Source organism: Acidobacteriota bacterium, assembly GCA_016196035.1.
In the GTDB taxonomy this organism is placed as follows: domain Bacteria; phylum Acidobacteriota; class Blastocatellia; order RBC074; family RBC074; genus JACPYM01.
The window spans coordinates 73,912-91,804 of sequence record JACPYM010000023.1 but is presented as its reverse complement, the minus strand read 5'-3'; the positions used below and the strand labels follow the sequence as shown (position 1 = coordinate 91,804).

Genomic DNA, 17,893 nt, shown 5'->3' with positions numbered 1-17,893 from the left:
GGCGTCTGGAAATCAACCGATTGCGTGTTACTGGTGGCGTGACGGACGCCTGGGCGTGGCGGCTGTCACTGAGCCGCGCCCTGGCGCAAGTCACACCAGCAGCAACGCAGTTGCCGACCGGAGCCATCCTTTGTGTGCGGCAGTTGCGCGCACCGTGGCGGATTACACGACCACAAATGCCCGGCGCCGGATTGGCTGACCAAGCCTGGGAACGCCGCCTCGCCGCACGGCTTGAAGCATTGACCCGCACCGCCGCGCGCCCCGCGTTGCAAGCCGTGCCCGCCAACGCCGAAGCCGTGCTGTTTGCCGACCGCGCTGAACTGTTGGCCTGTCTCGCTCAAGACTGGTGCGTGCAATGTTTGGGTGAACGTTGGTGGTGGCAAAGTTTGTTGCGCCTGGCGCGCACACCTGCCACCTGGCGACAGACCGTCTGGCAAGCTTGGCACAGCGCGCCCGCCTTCATCCCGGCGGCGTTGGAACGCCTGGACACACGCGGTCAGGCCGTGAACTTTTTGCAGCAACTGACTCCGACAGAAGCGCGCGGGTTGCGCGACGCCGTGACTCGGCAATTTCTGCTCACATCGTTGGCTGAAAGTTTGACGGACAATTTGAGTGTGGTAGCAGATGCAACAACACCGCCGCCATCTGAATACGCCCCGCCGTGGTTGCCATATGTGCCTGCTCACTTCACATCGTTGGCTGAAAGTTTGACGGACAATTTGAGTGTGGTAGCAGATGCAACAACACCGCCGCCATCTGAATACGCTCCGCCGTGGTTGCCATATGTACCTGCTCACTCGTTGCTGTTGGGAACCGAGCAACAGGCCTTGTTAGGTATCGGATTGATGTTGGTGCGCGCGCCTGCCGTGGTGCGTGCGCCTGTGTTTGCGCAAGCCGCGCGTGCTTGGGCGCAAGCGGCTCGCTTGCACGACGCTGCTTGCGCTGAGCCTGCAACGCCGTCCGTGCCACCGCCGTTGGAACCGTTTGCCACAGTGCCCACAGCGCCACGGACGGCTGCGCGTGGCGTTACGCCGATAGCGACGGCTGAGGCCGGAATAGCCTTCAGCGCGGCACACGCAATGGATGTTGACTCGCCGCCAGGCACTGCGGGGCGCGCACTTGCTGCAAGTCGGCGCGCCCCGGAAAGCACCGCTGCAATAGAAGAAACGATTCTGATCAGCACCGCACAAACCGCGCTGCCTGTGCCTGCGCTAACAGACCGGCTAACCCAAAGCGAAATCGAAACGGCCTGCGGCGGCGTGTTTTATCTGATCAACCTGGCGTTGGCGCTGGAGCTTTACGACGATTTCACCGCGCCGCAACAACGCGGGTTGAATTTGCCGCTGTGGGATTGGCTGGCAATGCTGGGCGCGGCCTGGCTAGGCGAAGACTGGCGCGCCGATCCGCTGGGGCCGTTGCTGGCGCGGCTGGCCGGGCGGGCTGCCGACGCTGCGCCGGGCGCGGATTTCGACGCGCCGGTGGAATGGCGTATGCCGGCGGAATGGTTGACGCCTTTTGCCGAGCAGGAAGTTTTGCCGGTCGAGACGATTGCTGGACGTCTGTGCGCCTGGCACCCCGCCGGGTTTTGCGTGCTGGATGTCGCCGCTGCTGAAACTGAAAACCCGCAACCTGATGCGCCCGCGTGGTCGGGCTGGCTGGCTTGGCTGTTGCCGTATCTGTGCGCCCGCTTGCAACGCGCGTTGGGCTTGCGCGAGGTCGCGGATTTGCCCGCTTGGCTGTGCCGTCAATCCGCCCGCGTGACCGTGACCGCGACGCATTTGGACGTCTGGTTTTGTTTAGCTGAATTGCCGCTGGCGATACGCCTGGCGGGACTCGACCGCGATCCGGGCTGGGTGCCTGCGGCGGGGCGTTTCATCGCCTTTCATTTTGAGTAGCGACGCAAGCAGAGAAGGCAAAGGGAAGAATACGGAACAGACAGAATGGACGAAACAGACGGAAACTCACCAGCAAACTTGATTCCGCCTGTTCCGTTATTTCCGCCTGTTCCGTAATCTCGCTTCCCATTGATCCATCACTTCATTTTGAGTGAGTGTGATTGTGTTATGTTCATAGACCCTTCCACCAATCAAGCGACGCCTGACGCGCCCGCCGAACACTTTCGGCGCTGTTTTTATGCGGCGGTGTTGCGCGTGATCGAACAGGTCGCGCTCATGCTCGGTTCCTATGAAGCCGCCTTTGCGCAATTCCCGTTTCTGACCGGCTATAACAACGAACTGGCGGCGCAAGGCGTGGGCGGTTTGACTCCGGCGGAAGCCTGGCAGTGTTGGTTTGAGCAACTGCACGCCTGGGAACAACAGAGCGCCGCACATCTGCCCTTGCGCGCTGTGTGTGAAGCGGCGCAACTGGATGATGCGGCGTTGAGTTTGTGGCTGAGCATCGGCCTGGCCGAAGAAGACGCGCGCTTCGGCGCGCTCTTTGCCGCGCAACAGGGCACGCCGGGCCAGCACCGCGCCACTGTGGGCCTGTTGAATATGTGGTGGAGCGCGAGCGGCGCGCCGACCGGCTTGCACACGCGCATCCGCCACCTCGAAGAACACGGCTTGATTCAGATCGCCAACCGCGAAGCCCCGCGCAGCGAATGGACCTTGCAAGTGCCGGGCGCGCTCTGGGATGCCTTGCGTGGCGAGCAAGCGGCGCAACCCGCCGCCGGGTTGCGCTATCACGCGCCCGCCGAATTATTGCCATTAGAACAGTTGCTTGTGCCTGACGAATTGCGTGCGCAACTCGCCCAATTGCCGGCGCTGCTGCGCACCGGGCAAGTGCGCACGGTGCTGCTGCGCGGGCCGGAACACAACGGGCGCAAGACGTTGCTGGGCACGCTGGCGCGGCAACTCGGGCGCGGTGTGCTCGTCGCCAAAGACGTGCACGAACCGCACGACGCGCGTTGGCGCTGGTTGGGGCCGCTGGCGACGGCGCTGCACGCGCTGCCGGTGTTGAGTTGCGAACCTGCGCCGGGCGAAACGGCTGTCTTGCCTGAGTTGGTGGCTTTCACTGGGCCGTTGGGCGTGGTGTTGGGGCAACAAGGCGGTGTCAGCGGCGCGGCGAGCGAACACGCGCTGACGCTGACTTTGCCCATGCCCGAAGCCGCCGCGCGTTTGGCACATTGGCAAAGCGCGTTGCCGGAGCAGGACGCCGCCACGCTGACCACGATTGCCGAACGCTATCGCCTGACGGGCGGCAACATTCGCCGCGCCGCCCAATTAGCAAGCGCCTGCGCGGCCTTGGATGGACGCGCGCAAATCAATTTGAACGATGTGCAACAGGCGGGCCGCACGCTCAACCGCCAAGCCCTGGATACGCTGGCGACGCGCCTCAACGTCAGCGGCGACTGGAACCAGCTCGCGGCCAACACGACCACGCTGGCCGAATTGCACAACCTGACCCGCCGTTGCCGCCAGCGCGAACGTTTGCTCGACAGCGCGGGCGCGGCGCTCGGCGCGCAACTCAATGCCGGGGTGCGCGCGTTGTTTTGCGGCCCCAGCGGCACGGGCAAAACACTGGCCGCGCGCTTGCTGGCGGCGACTTTGCACAAAGACCTCTATCGGCTCGACCTCGCAGCCATCGTCAACAAATACATCGGCGAAACGGAAAAGGGTTTGCAGCGGCTGTTTGCGCGCGCCGAAGAACTGGATGTCATCTTGCTGCTCGACGAAGGCGACGCGCTGCTCACGCAACGCACCAATGTCACCAACGCCAATGACCGCTACGCCAACCTCGAAACCAATTACCTGTTGCAACGGCTCGAAACGTTCGAGGGCATCCTGATTGTCACGACCAATGCCGCCGAACGCATTGACAGCGCCTTTCAACGCCGCATGGATGTGGTCGTGGATTTCCGCCTGCCCGACGCCGCCGAACGCCTGAGCATCTGGCAATTGCATTTGCCCGAAGCGAATAAAGTGGAGGCCGAGCGCTTGCTGGAAATCGCCGGGCGTTGCGCGTTGACAGGCGGCCAGGTGCGCAACGCCGCGCTGCACGCCGCCTTGCTGGCACTTGACGAACACGGCGTCATCAACACGGCGCATTTGGAAGCCGCCGTGCAGCGCGAATATCGCAAGGCAGGCGCGGTTTGCCCTTTGCGTTCGACGCTGGATTGGATGGCTTACTAAGGCACGCTGCAAAGGATTCGCAACGGAAATGCCGCCAGGACCCGAAAAAACCAAGCGACCTGTTACGACTCAACCGGCAACCCAAGCGGCAGCCCCAGCCCGCGTGCCGGCGCCCACGTCGGTTCAATCCGGCCCGCCCGCCGTGCGGTTAGGGAATGCGCCAGCCAGCACAGGCACACCGGGCGTGCTGGAATTCAAAGGCCTGGCAGAGTTCAAGCCGCTGGGGCCGTTGGCCGAGGTTTTAGAGCAAAACAAAACTTCGACCATCAACGCGCGTTTCGGCAATCTGGCACAGGGGCCTATCGAAGTTGAGCAAACCGCAAAAGGCAAATATCGCATTAAAAAACAGCCGCTGCCTTTGACGCATCCGGCCTTGGCGCGCGTGACTGAGTTTGCGCCCGGCTTGACCCCGGCTTTGGTGGTGAGCGCCAGCAACGGCAAGATCACGGGTGAAGTCGCGCTGCTCAGCGGCAAAAAGATTCAAGCGTTCGCGCCCCAACTTTCCAAAGCGCCGGAGCTGTTGGGCCTCGCCGGATTCACGATCAACTCGCTGCCAACCCTCACCAACAAACTCGAAAACGGCAATCTGCTTTTCGGATTGAAGGGTGTGAAGTTTGCGCTCGGCGCGGCTTTCGCGGGTACCTTCAACTTTGAGGTGAGCAACGCCGATGTAGTTTTCAGCGGCAATGCCGCCGTGGCCGTCAAAGGGTTGGCGAACGGCGCGTTGGATTTGCAGCGCGCGGCAAATGGCGCAATTACCGGCAAAGCCACCATCGGGCTGGTATTGCCCAAGAGTTTTACTGGCAACGTCGAAGTAGCCTGGGATGGCGTCGCCATCACGGGCCTCGGCAAAGTCGGTTATCGCGGCGAGAAATTCTCTGGCGAAGTCACGTTGCAGTTGATGGAGAAGAATCAAGCGCAGCAACTCGCCGCCGCCAAAAAAGCGCCCGAAGCCGCTGCGCCCAAAGCCAACGCCAACGCGGCCAAGAAACCGGCTAAGCTCGATTACGTGGTGTTCGGCGAAGGCGATTTGAGTTTTAGCTTCACCACCTGGCTCAGCGGCACGGCGCATGTGATTGTTGATCCGAAAGGCAACGTCACAGTCATCGGCAAGATCACGCCGCAGAAAGAGTTCATCCTCTTTGAGCAGAAAGATTATGTTAAGCAGCTTTTCAAACTCGAAGCGCGGGCTTCTTACGGCATTCCCGTCGTCGGCAGCATCGGCATCTTTGGCAACCTCAGCATGGATTTGTTCGCCAAGTTGGGGCCGGCCAAGTTTTATAACATCGTTGTCGAAGGCACCTATTCGACCGATCCGACCGTGGCCAAGGACTTCGCGATTCGTGGCAGCCTGAACATCTCGGCAGCGGCGGGCGCGCGTTTGCGCGCCGAAATCGGCGCCGTGCTGACCATCCTGGCGCACGACATCAAAGCCGGCGCGGGCATCAACGCCATCGCGGGCGTGAAAGCTTATGCCGAAGCCACACCCATCATCGGCTACCGCGAAAAAGCGGCGGAGGGCGAAGACAAGAAAGGCGAATGGTTCATTCGCGGCGACCTGGAAGTCGCGGCGCAACCCTTCCTGGGTTTGAGCGGCGATCTTTTTGTTGAGATTGACGCGCCCTGGTGGTCGCCCGTGCCCGATAAGAAATGGACTTGGCCGCTCTTCAACAAAGAATGGCCGCTCGGCAGCACCCTGGGCATGCTGGTCTCGGTGGATTACGTCTTCGGTTCGGGCCAATACCCGAAGTTCGATTTCAAACCGGTACAGTTCGACGCCGACAAGTTCACGACCAATCTATACGAAGACAAGGCCAAATCGGGGTCGGGCAAAGAAGTCGAACAAAAAGGCAAATGGGCTGAAAAGAACAGCGCTGCCGCCGACCCACCCGCGAAAACCAGTCCGCAAGGTAATGCTGCGAAGGGCAAAGCTGCCGCCTTGCCGTCAGCCAAAACGCCACGTTTGGCGGGGAAGAAAGGCGATCAGAACGTTGACCCGAATGCAAAGACAAAAGGCGGCAAGCTCGTTAAGCAGCATCAGGAAGAAGCGTTGAAGAAAGGGAAGAAGCCGCCGCCAGGTGAGGCTGCAAAGCTGGCGGGCAAGCCAATCCCGGCTGACGGCGAGATCGGCGAAACGCTGCAAATTTCAGCAGGCACAGAAGCGCATCGCCTCTGGGTGCAGGTCAAAGGCACAGTCGTGACGGTGATGCTGGCAAGCAAACCGAAACCGCTTTCGGAATACCTCGACGAGTTCCGCACACAGGCCGGCGACATTGATGACAAAACCACGCGCGATCAAGTGCTGGGTTGGATCAAACAAGCTTTGCCGCTCGCAAAATCCATCGAGAAGGATTCGCAGCACGCGGCCTCTGCCGTCATTGATACCGACCAGCGCAACAAACTCGATAACAAGATCGAAGGCGATGAAAAGACGCTCCGCCCGCTTTTGGCAAATATCTTGAACGCGCTCGAGGTGAAAATGCCTGCACAGATCACACCGCCAATCAAAGTTCAATTCACTGTGGAGCAGGGGCTTGATTTGACCGAGTATGCACGGCAACTGGCACTGCAAGAAGCGGGAATCAATGCGATGGTGGTGGCTGATTGGATTGCAAATTACGATCGCTATGATGAACGCAAAAAACTGGAGAAAGATCAAGGAAAGCAAAAGCCGTCAGGACGGCATCCTAAATCGGGCAAGGCTCAACAGAACCTTCGCGCTGTAATCAGACAGCAGTTGATCGAGCGTCTTGAGCTGGGAATTAACGCGACCGGGCCTGAGGCCGCAGCGATTAATGCCGATCCGCATCTCGCGGTGTTCGTTGCGAGTGTTTTTGCCGATTACTCTGTGACCACTCAACGCAAGGGCCTGGCCGAAAGTACCGCCACGGCAAGAGTGGATGAGTGGATGGCGACACAACAGGCGCTTCATTCGCCGGATCAACGGGTAGGCGGAAGCTATGACCAACTAACAGGTCTCGGCTCAGGCCCGGTCAATCTGGATATTGGTGCAAACTGGGGGCAAGCTAAAAGAAAGCCGGCGCACTTGGCGAGTGTGCTTAAAAAGGGTGTTGAGGCGGCGATGAAGCGTTTGAGAATACGCCGCGCATTTTGGCGTCAGGTTAAGATGAACGTTTCGTTAAAACACTGAGGAAAACAAAATGGCACGTCGTTCCAAGTTATCTGCAGCGGAAAGCTTTTTACAAGCCTTCGGCCCGGGCGAATGTTATCGCGACTACAGCGCCGCCGACGAGGCGCGCCTGGGTGAGCGAATTCCGCCGGTGATGCGCGAGATACTGAGCAAAGAAGGCTGGTGTTCATATAAGGAGCAGGTCTTATGGCTTTGTGATCCCGATGATTGGCGTAACGCGGCAGCCGCGTGGTTTGCGAATTCGCCGCATGCACAAGTCCTGGCGCGCACGGCAATCGGCGATCTTTTCGTGTGGGATGAAGGCGTCTTCTGGTTTGTGATGGTGCACGAGTCGCTGATTATGATGACGGTTGGTGATGCCGATCGGTTCTTTTCACGCATGTTGACGGCGAGCGATTTCGCGCCGCAAACATACCTGCCTGGGCTGGTTCGTAAGGCGCGCAAAAAAGCCGGCGCTCTTGCCTGGGACGAAATGTACACCTATGTGCCCGCGCTGGCGCTGGGCGGCAGCGAATCGTCGTCACGCATTGAACGCGTGAAAGCGCTCGAAGCCCTGTCAATGCTGGCCGACCTTGCCCCAATTCAGCGACGTTGATTGAACTCGCGCGAGCACCCGATGAATCCACAGCTCTTCGTCTCTTGCATTTTACCCACGCATAACCGTCGCGCCTTTCTCCCCCGCGCCATTCACCAATTTCTGCGGCAAGACTATCCTGCCAAAGAATTGCTGATCGTGGACGATGGTACAGACGCCGTGGCCGACCTCCTTCCAGCCGATGACCGCATCCGTTATCTCCGCTTGCCCGAACGCCACAGCCTGGGCGCGAAACGCAATCTCGCCTGCCAACAAGCGCGCGGCGAGATCATTTTGCATTGGGATGATGATGATTGGATGGCCGATTGGCGCATCGGTTATCAAGTCGAGCAGTTGCTGGCGCACGAGGCCGAGGTGTGCGGGTTGCGCGAGTTGTTCTTTTTCGATCCGGTAGCGCCGCGGGCTTGGAAGTATGTTTATCCGGCGGGGCTGCGGGCGTGGGTGGCGGGCGGGACGCTCTGTTACCGCAAAGCGGTCTGGCAGGCACAGCCCTTTCCCGAGATCAACACGGGCGAAGACACGCGCTTCGTTTGGGCTTGCGCGGCCCGTGGCAAGAAGATTTTGGCGCTGCCGGATGCGTCGTTCTTTGTGGCGCTGATTCACGACCAAAATACCAGTCCGAAACGCACGCAAGACGCCCGCTATCATCCTTGTGCACTCGCCGAGATTCGCCAGGTGATGGGCGCGGAATGGGACTGTTATCAACCATCTCAGGCTTTGATAACGCAGTCTCCAGCACTACAGCTTGACCTGACGAAAGCGGGCGGCACCTCGGCAGCGGTCTCGTCAATGGTTTCAGCGGAGGGAAATAGCGTCATGATGATTGCCAAACAAACCGACCTAAGCTTGCCCGAATACAAAGCCTTTAATGCTGGAAAGGCATTGCCGCGTATGCGGCAATGGGAATTGCCCTTTGCCTTATTCCAAGCGCGGTTGGGAAACACAATGTCAGTATTGGACTGTACCATCAATCCAGCCGGGTTCGGTGAGCAGTTGGCCCGGCTGTATCCTGACGTGCGCTACCAGCATTGGAGCCCCATTCAACAAGGGCGTTTTCAGTTGCCTGTGGACGTTCCCGACGAAGCTTTCGAGCGCGTCTTCTGCATCAACACGCTGGAACATTTGTTGGCTGTGCAACGGGAAACGCTGCTGGCGGAAATGGCACGCAAGCTGAAACCGGGCGGGTTGCTGATTGTGACCTCCGATTACTACTTTGATTCTCTTTGGGAAGAGCCAGCCATGCTTAAGCTGGGTGTGATGCGGCCAGATCGCAGCGAAGTTTTTAACGGCTGGAATAAAGTTACCCCGGCAGCGCTTGAGTCAGCGTGTCGAGCTAACGGTTTGCTGCCCTTGGTTGAAGAAGTAGCAGAGCCGCGCGAAGAGGACTCAACTCTATTCCTCAACCTGCCGCCCTATCCCCACGCCTGCATCGCCGGTATCTATCAAAAGGCAGCAGCACAGATTGAACTGCCCTTAGGCAAGAAAGTCATGTTGGCCCTGCTCGTGTGGAACACACGTGATGTCAGCATAGATTCAGTGCGCGCTCATTTGGAGGAGGCGCGGATGCTGCGGCGGCTCGGCCAGCAGCCTTTTCTCTGCCTTTGCGATAACGGTTCGACTGACGGAATGGCGGCGGCCTTGCGCGCGCTCGAGCCGGAGATTGATGTACCATACAGGCTGATTCTCAATACCGAAAACCTGGGGAACTCAATCGCCAGAAATCAGATCATTGATTACTTTCTCGAAGCGGGCGCGGATTATTTATTGTTTCTTGATGGGGACATTGAAATCGTCCCGTGCTCGAGTTTCGCCATGATGCGCCACCTGGAAAATAGCGAACGATGGTTAGGCTGTATCGGGGCGAATTCATTCTGGCAGTCTCCGCAACGGTCGCGCGCGGCGACAACACTTTTCAGCGTCAGCGGGATGAAGATCGAGACAAGTAACATCGTTGCCTGGACGCAGTATGGCATGTTCCGCCGCGAGGTCTTCGCTGACGGCATCAGATTTGATGAGAGCGGGCCGTTCAACGGCGCGGGTTGGGGATTTGAAGATAACGACCTGGCTTTTCAAATGGAGCTGAAGGGATACCAAATCCAATGCTTTCATGGGATGACGTACCTACATCGGGATGCGCGTTCTTCTATCCGCAACATGCGTGCTCAAGGCATTGACGCCGCGGGTCTCTTCGCCAAGCGCCGGCAACATCTGCTCGATAAGTGGTCACTCGTGCCGATAATCAACGACGGGCCGCTCTCAACCGTGCGAAGGTATTCGTGCCTTTGACTGGTGGCGTTGTTTGTCGCCCACAGCCATTACTCAAGCGCGCTCTCGACACAATGATGACCGAATTGCCATCCGCACAAGTTGAAGCCGAATTCGACACCCAGTTCGCCAGTGCCCGCATCTATCCTCTCGGCGGTGAGTTCCTGGGGCCTTTCCTGACACCTTGCGCGCATTTTGTCGGGCATCCAGAAGAGGCGGATATTATTTTGGCATTCAACAGCGTTGCGGCGGACGCGGTGGTTAAACTGGCCGAAGCCCGTCATTTTGAAAAGCCTATCGCTTGGTGGACGATTGAAGACCCCAACTGGTTTGAGGCATTCATCACGCAAGCGCGCTTAGCTGACTATGTCTTTACCACCGACGAAGAATGTTTACCTCTATACCGGGAACGATTAGGTCACGACCGTATATTTTGGCTCCCGCTCGCCTGCAGCCCTGAGATACATCATCCTCTTCCCATTGCGGAGGACGCCACGGAATTTGTAATCAGCGCCAACTGGTATTCCAATCAAGCGCGCCGCTGGGCCGTAGAAACGGTAGTGAAGCCATTGTTAGACATCGGGCATACCTTAACCCTCTATTGCTATGAGAATTTTATGTGGCCTGACCCGTACCGACGCCACTGGCGAGCACATACGCATTATCTAACGACAGCGGAACAGTATCGGCATGGCCAGGTAGTGCTTGGGTTGAATAACCAACGGAGGGGCCTGGATGGCATCGCCAAAACGGTCATGACCAGTATGCGGACTTTTGAAGCGCTTGCTTGTGGGAAGCCCTTCCTTTGCTCACGTTCAGATGCATACGAAAGGTTGGGACTTATCCAAGGCGAGCATTTAGTTCAAGTCGGTACTGCTTCAGAGTGTTTGCGCTGGGCCGCGCGACTGCTGGGCAGTGATGGTGACCGCATTGCACGCGCGGGCAGAGAGCAAGCGCTCAAGCATCATACCTATGCACATCGTCTGACGCGTATTCTGGAAGTGATGCTATAAGTAACAAATTGCGGAAGGCGCCGAACTGAATCGCAGTGACAGCCTTCACGTAAACAACCAACGTTCAAGCCTTGAAAGGAGCATCTCAGATGAGTTCAGCAACCAAACTTTTTTCCACCTTATCAGCAACTGAAATGGCCGATTTGACGCAAGCCAAGTCCGCCATGTCCTCCAAATATCTGAGCCGCCAGACCAATGTGCGAGGGCGGGCGATCACCTTCAGAGCCGTGGCCGCGGCGGCGACGGCCAATAACATTGTGGGCGTCGGGGTTGACGAAAAGCTCGTGGATGGCGTGCCCACGGGGGTGATGGCGATCAAGTTTTTGGTGCGCACGAAGCTGCGCGAATCCGCTTTATCCAAACAAGAAAAGCTGCCCGCCAGCATTGACGGGATGCCGACCGATGTCGAGGAGGTCGGCATGATCGTGCCGCTGGCGGCGAAAAAGGCGGCCAAGAAAGCAGCGGCTCCGGCGGCAGCCGCCATGCCCGACCCAAAGAAACGAGCGCGACCCGCTCAGCCCGGTTCATCGGTGGGATTTCGCGAACCGTCTGATGCCTTTGTCATGGCCGGCACCTTTGGTGCGCTGGTGAAGGATACGGCAGGGAACCTGTACATCCTCAGCAACAATCATGTGCTGGCCTTTGAAAGCGGCGTGGAACCCGATGGCACGACCATACGGCAGGCGCTCAGCCCGGGTGCGCCTATCTTTCAACCGGGGTTGTTGGATGGCGGCAAAATTTCAACCGATAAGCTGGCGGAGCTAACGCGATGGGTGGACTTGCGCGCGGATCGCACGGATAACCTGGTGGATTGCGCCATCGCCAAAGTGGTGCTGGCTGCCCAGGTGAAGCGCGAGATTCTTTTCATTGGCGCACCGACTGGCACCAAGACGGCGGCGAAGGATATGATCGTGCATAAATTCGGGCGTACCACTTCATATCGCGCGGGCCGCGTCAGCAGCGTTTTATTCGATCTCACCGTGCCCTATGAAGTCGGCGACGTGACATTCACGGATCAAATCGCGATTCGTGGGTTGAATGGCAAACGGTTTAGTGATTCGGGCGATTCGGGATCAAGCATTCTGGAGCGCGACACCAATAAAGTCGTGGGCCTGCTGTTCGCCGGTTCGACCAATGGCGCCTTCACTTTTGCAAATCACATCACGGATGTGTTGACGCAATTGAAAGTGCGCTTGGCCTGAAACGCTGGCGGCGGCCTCCGGCTTTGAAGGAGACGATGATGGCAACGCTCAATGAAGTACGCGCGTTGAAGCGCAAGTATGCGGCTGAACTCTTGCGGCAACCCGGTGTGGTCGGCCTGGACATTGACATCAAAGATTCGGGTGAAGCCGAGCTCACGGTTTATTTGGATACGAAAGATCCAAAGTTGCGCGCAGCACTGCCTGAGCAATTGGATGGAGTCACCGTGAAGTACGCCTACAGCGGGCCGATTCGCAAGCTTGGCTGAAGGCTTTACCGCTACAACTCCAGCCAACTGGTTTTGAAGAATGGCACTGAAGCAGTACCACTGCCGGGACTGCTTCAGCGCCATTCGTTTTCAACTCCGCCGTCGGCCACATGCCCGCCACCAATCCTAGCGCCGACTTTCACTTCAGTTGACGGGAAAAGCCGCGCCGCGAGGCGGTACCGCGCGCGTGAGCAAGCGGCACCTGGGCGATTCGGGCAAGGGCGTAAGCTTGACGCGCCGCTTGCTCACGCGCGCGGTACCGCCTCGGCGCTGCGCGCTCTACCGTACACGCAATTGCAACCCGCTCTAAAATCCTGGCGGCTCAGCTTGCGCTTTGCAATGCGCCGCAACTTTTCCTTTTCCCAAGAACGGCTCAATTTTGGGCGTTGCTTTCAAAGCTGGGCAATTGCCTGACTACCGCAATGCCCCAGGGTTGTGTGCCAACCGGGATGCTATTGATGATGGTGTTCCGCGTGGGCGAATCCGCATCTAGATCAATGATGTTGATTGAATTGGGTGTCGCGCCGCGATCTGCCTGATTGCTCAGATAGGCAAACTTTCCGTCCGGAGCAATAACAATACAGTATTCATAAGAACTCTTGGGCGGGACTTCACCGATGATCTGATGATAGCGGCTCGATTGGGGGTCAATGTCTATCAGCGTCGGCTTGCCAAAGAAGTTCGAGACCATTGCAAATTTGCCATCCCGGCAAATGTCCGTGGTGATGGTGCCGACCCCTGCCGGAAATTGAATCACCGAAAGCAGCACAAATTTGACCGCATCAATCACATAAACCCGGCTGAATTTCTCGCCTGTTACATAGGCGCGCGTCCCGTCCGGCGTGAACGCCAGATGCCGGGCGCTCGGCAGGCCCAGGATTTTGGTGACCACGGTGTTGTCCGAAGTACGAATTATTGAAATTTTGCCGTCGCCGGTGCCGATGGCCCAAGCGTACTCGCCATCCGGCGAAATCGCGATGTAACGCATTGCCCAGTCGTAAGCCGCCGTGATGGTATCAACAACTTTTTTGGTTTGCGTATCAATGACCCGGACTGTGCCATCGTTGAGATTGGTGACATATACCTTGCTGCCATCCGGCATCATCGCCAGTCCAAAAGGTACTGCCGGCTCATTGAAGGTCGGAATCGGAATTGTATGCGTAACGGCATTCTGGGCGGTCGAGATGACCGAGACCGTGCCTGACCACATATTGGCTACGTAAACCTCTTCTTTGTCGGGTGAAACAGCCATCCCGGTTGGATTTTTTCCGACGGGGATCGTCGCCATCACTTTGCCCGCCGTCAGGTCTACCACCGAAACGTTATTGGATAAAAAATTGGTGACATAGAGCCGGTTCCAGGGGTCTTCAGTTTGGGCTAACGCCGGCAGGCACAAGAGCAAAGTCATCAGCAACAGCCAAAGTAATCTGGGCCATAGAGCTGCGGCTCTGACGCCGCGCAGGGACAAAGTAGTAACAGTAAGGGGGAGGCAACGAAGTTCGAACATGATTTCTCCTTCAAGTTGGTGACGATGGGAAAGCTGCGGCGCTTGTTTGAGCGGAGGATAGGCGCACAACACCCCATTGCTGACAAAACCTGGATCGCAGGCTCAGCAGCACAAAACCCAAAAAGTTGATTCAGCGTAAACGTGGGGAATGACGCCAAGCCAGCCGCGCTCAAGGCGGAATTCACCGCCGTTGGCGCGCGCCTGGACAGGGCACACCTCAACACCTCAGTTTCAGCAACTGGCAACCGATTTGAAGCCCTAAAACACTGGTCGGTTATAGTCTCTGAAACCCGCACGCTTGCCGTGGACAGTCCACACACACGCACCAAACGCCAAGCTGTTTGTCTGAATGTTGCTCCCGCACAACTTCAGACAACCCGTGGTACATCCGCAAAAGCGGCGGTCTTGATTGTGTTTGCTAAAAAGAGGTTTGTAAGTGCCGCAGAGTATAGCCGCAAGTTTGAGGAAGGCCAATGGTCGAAACCGCACCTAACGGGATTTAATGTTTGCCGTTAAGGGGTCATTCTTTGGGTAACGAAAACATGAGGACGTCGTTGATCAGCGTTCCGCGCGAGGTGGCAATCTGTTTTCCATCCGGGGCAATGTCGAACCAGAAGATGAGATCGCTGTTGAAGTCCGTCAATTGTCTCACCGTGCCATCCGCGATGTGATAGGCCCAGAGATTGGAAACGCCATTGCGTGTGTCCACAAAACAGATGGCCCCCGCGTCATCAGGGCCGTGCATCGGCAACCAACGCACCGGCAACGCGCTGTCGGCAGAGGCGGGCAAGGCCAGGGTTTTCATCGGCGCGCCGCCTGTGGCCGGGAGCAGCGCCAAACGCCAGGGTTGTTTGGTTTCCTGCCGATACCAACACGCGATCCACTTGCCGTCAGGCGAGGCCGCCGGCCATTGCGATAAATGATCGGTCAATTGCACGGGCTGTCCACCCTTGATGGGCACGCGCCACAGGGTATACAGCGTCGAGCCGGTCATGGTGTATATCACCGCGCGGCCATCGCCGGTGATGACAGGGAATTCATCGCTCGTTCCGTTGGTCAGTTGTTTTTGATTCGTGCCATCCAAGGCCATGCTGTACAAGTTGGAACTGCCCGTGCGCGTCGAAACAAAGACGATGGTTTGCCCATCCGGCGTGACAACGGGATAAACATCGGCGCGTGTTTCCGGCGTCGTCAATTGGCGCGGCTGTGTACCGTCGCCATTCATGATCCAGACATCCTGGCTGCCGCTTTGCCGCGAGACATAGGTGAGGCGGCCATCCGGCGTCCAGCCCAGCCCACGCACGCCGTTGTATTGGCCGATGCCGGACGTAATTTGTTTCGGCTGCCCCGGCGCGCCTTGCGGCGTAATCCAGATGTTGACCTGCGCTTCGGTTTGCACGGCAATCAGCGTGTGCGCATCCGCCGCGATGCTCAAATCCCGGTAGTCATTCAAGCCATTGGTCAATCGCTGCACGCGGCCTTGCGGAAAGGTGATTTGCCAAATCTGGGCCTGCGTCGTGCCGGACTCGATGCCGCTGACGATCAAGCCCTGACCCGAAGGCAGCCAAGCCGGTTGGCCGGCATTCGACCAGCGGGTTTCGGCCAGCTTGCGCATCTGCCCTGTCACCGCGTCTACCGCGACATAGAACAAATGACGGCCACCTTCATTTGTGCCTGCCGGACAGACGATTGTCTTGCCGTTGGGCGACCAGGCGAGACCAGTCGTCTGGAAAAATTCCGCGCCCTTGCGCACGGCTAGTCGCTGCAATTCATTCCCGCTTGGATCGGCAATGATTAACAAGTCTTCTTTAGCGCCCAACGACCGCCGCACGAAGGCCAGGCGTTTGCCATCGGGCGCAAAACTGACGGCGCTGTCAATTTCCGTGAGTACCTTGCGCGGCGCGCCGCCCAAGACGGGCACTTGATACAACGTCTGGGTCGGATTGTTGCCTTCTTGCACAACATAAAAAATGGAGTTGCTATCCGGCGCAAAGGTCAACCCGCGATAGATCGCTTCGGTGGCGGGCACGGCCTCGGCTAAACCGGCGGTCGTGACTTGTTGCACCAAGAGGCGTTGTTGCCGTGTGTCGCCCGCCGCATAGACCACGTATTTCCCATCCGGCGAAAGCGCCGCGCGCAACGCCTTGCCGCTGGAAGTAAAGCGCGTCACTTTCATCTGCGAGAAGGGCAGTGGCGGAGTCTTGCGGCTGATAACGAAATTGTAGATGAGGTAGCCACTCAGCAGCAGCAATGGAATCGCGATGAGGAAGTTCTGCAACGTGCGTTGGCGCCTGACGCTGGCCGTATCAGTGACGGGGTAGAAATTCGGGCCTGAGGGCTCGGTCATTTTGAAATGTTGGGTTGATAGCACCTGGTTTTGCGCGGCGTCTTGAGGAATTGGATTACCGGCTGAATCTCTGGTTAGCCGTTGACTACCACTGTCGCGCGCTGACTCGGCTTCCGCCCCGCCGCTGTCTTCCAACCCGCGGCGGTTGCGTGCCAACTCTGTTTCGACATCTAAACGTTGCGTCAAACGTTTCAAGTCATTCAGCATCTCGCGTGCCGTCTGATAGCGCTCTTCGCGCTCTTTGATCAACGCCTTGGCCGTGATCCATTCCAACAAATCAGGCGTTTCAGGCCGCAGCCGCGTGATGGGCAATGGTTCGTCAGACAGGATGGCGGCCATGATGTCTTTGCGCACGCGGCCCTCAAACGGCATCTGCCCCGCCAACATTTCATAAATCATGACACCCAGACTGAAAATGTCCGTGCGGGTATCTATCCGTAATCCGCGCACCTGTTCCGGCGACATGTAATGCAGCGTCCCCATCACCAAGCCGGGAACCGTCTGGCCGAGCGGGGCGTCCGCCTGCGTTGGATGGCCGCTCAATGACTGGGCGCCCGCCGTGTCCACCTCGGTCGGTGAAGTCTGATCCAGCACCGGAAAGACAAGCTCGTTTGCAAAGGGCTTGACGGTTGACCGCGCGACTGTCGCTTGGTCAATTGTTTCCGTAGAAACCATTTCCGAGTCGTCAGTTAGCCGGTTAAGCGAAGTTTCGCCTGTGGCCTCGTCAGCATTTTCTCCCGTCGTGCGCGTTTCGGCTTCTGTTTGTGCGGGCACACTCTGCTCGATCAACTTGGCCAAGCCGAAATCCAGAACCTTAACGTACCCATCGGGCCGCAGCATGACGTTTTCGGGTTTGATGTCGCGATGCACGATGCTGGCGGAATGCGCCGCCACTAACGCGTTGGCGACCTGAATGGCAACGTCCAAGGCTTCTTTGATACTCAGCCGTTCCTGCCTGAGCCGTTTGCGCAAGGTGATGCCTTCGATGAATTCGGTGGCGATGAAATGAACGCCGCCTACCTCGCCGATCTCATGAATGGTAATGATGTTGGGATGATTGAGTGCCGAAGCCGCCCGTGCCTCCTGTTCAAAGCGTCGCAGCCGCTTCGGGTCTTGCGTATATCTCTCAGGTAGGAGTTTGAGTGCCACCTTGCGCCCGAGTTTGGTGTCTTGGGCTAAATAAACCTCTCCCATCCCGCCCGACCCCAGTGGAGCGAGAATTCGATAACGGTCGAAGCGTGTTCCCGGATCAATCGGCATTTACTACTCAAGCTGAAATCTACCAGCGTCAATCTACCGGAGCTGTTGGTGGGAGTCCAGACGCGACGCGCTATCAGGGTAATGGCACTGAATTAAGGTTCAGAGTTCACGCTTCAGCGTGTGCCTTCGACTTAGACACGCTGAAGCGTGAACTCTG

Annotated in this window: 10 protein-coding genes; 8 read left to right on the top strand and 2 right to left on the bottom strand. The window is 58.1% G+C overall.

What is annotated here, in order from left to right; translation table 11 throughout:
- Positions 1-20: 20 nt before the first annotated feature.
- The 8 genes from HY011_08205 (at position 21) to HY011_08170 (ending at position 12,622) form a co-directional block, all read left to right on the top strand.
- Positions 21-1,895, top strand: a complete 1,875-nt coding sequence (locus HY011_08205; GenBank protein ID MBI3422909.1) for a hypothetical protein — start codon at positions 21-23, stop codon at positions 1,893-1,895.
- Positions 1,896-2,063: 168 nt separating this feature from the next.
- Complete coding sequence (locus HY011_08200) at positions 2,064-4,130, top strand: ATP-binding protein (GenBank protein MBI3422908.1); 2,067 nt, start codon at positions 2,064-2,066, stop codon at positions 4,128-4,130.
- Between the two features lie 28 nt (positions 4,131-4,158).
- Complete coding sequence (locus HY011_08195) at positions 4,159-7,281, top strand: hypothetical protein (protein MBI3422907.1); 3,123 nt, start codon at positions 4,159-4,161, stop codon at positions 7,279-7,281.
- A 10-nt stretch (positions 7,282-7,291) separates the two neighbouring features.
- Complete coding sequence (locus tag HY011_08190; GenBank protein MBI3422906.1) at positions 7,292-7,876, top strand: DUF1851 domain-containing protein; 585 nt, start codon at positions 7,292-7,294, stop codon at positions 7,874-7,876.
- Between the two features lie 21 nt (positions 7,877-7,897).
- Positions 7,898-10,162, top strand: a complete 2,265-nt coding sequence (locus HY011_08185) for a glycosyltransferase (protein ID MBI3422905.1) — start codon at positions 7,898-7,900, stop codon at positions 10,160-10,162.
- A gap of 53 nt (positions 10,163-10,215) precedes the next feature.
- On the top strand, positions 10,216-11,154 hold the full coding sequence (locus HY011_08180) for a glycosyltransferase (protein MBI3422904.1): 939 nt from the start codon (positions 10,216-10,218) through the stop codon (positions 11,152-11,154).
- Between the two features lie 89 nt (positions 11,155-11,243).
- Positions 11,244-12,356: a hypothetical protein gene (locus HY011_08175; protein ID MBI3422903.1), complete on the top strand. Its 1,113-nt coding sequence runs from the start codon at positions 11,244-11,246 to the stop codon at positions 12,354-12,356.
- A gap of 35 nt (positions 12,357-12,391) precedes the next feature.
- Positions 12,392-12,622, top strand: a complete 231-nt coding sequence (locus HY011_08170) for a hypothetical protein (protein MBI3422902.1) — start codon at positions 12,392-12,394, stop codon at positions 12,620-12,622.
- Between the two features lie 373 nt (positions 12,623-12,995).
- Here the strand turns inward: HY011_08170 and HY011_08165 are convergent, their stop codons facing one another.
- Together HY011_08165 and HY011_08160 are read right to left on the bottom strand one after the other, a co-directional pair.
- The gene (locus HY011_08165) at positions 12,996-14,030 is read right to left on the bottom strand and encodes a beta-propeller fold lactonase family protein (GenBank protein MBI3422901.1); all 1,035 of its coding nucleotides are present in this window, start codon (positions 14,028-14,030) and stop codon (positions 12,996-12,998) included.
- Positions 14,031-14,649: 619 nt separating this feature from the next.
- Entirely contained in the window at positions 14,650-17,736 is a 3,087-nt protein-coding gene (locus tag HY011_08160; protein MBI3422900.1) for a protein kinase, read from the bottom strand.
- Positions 17,737-17,893 lie beyond the last annotated feature (157 nt).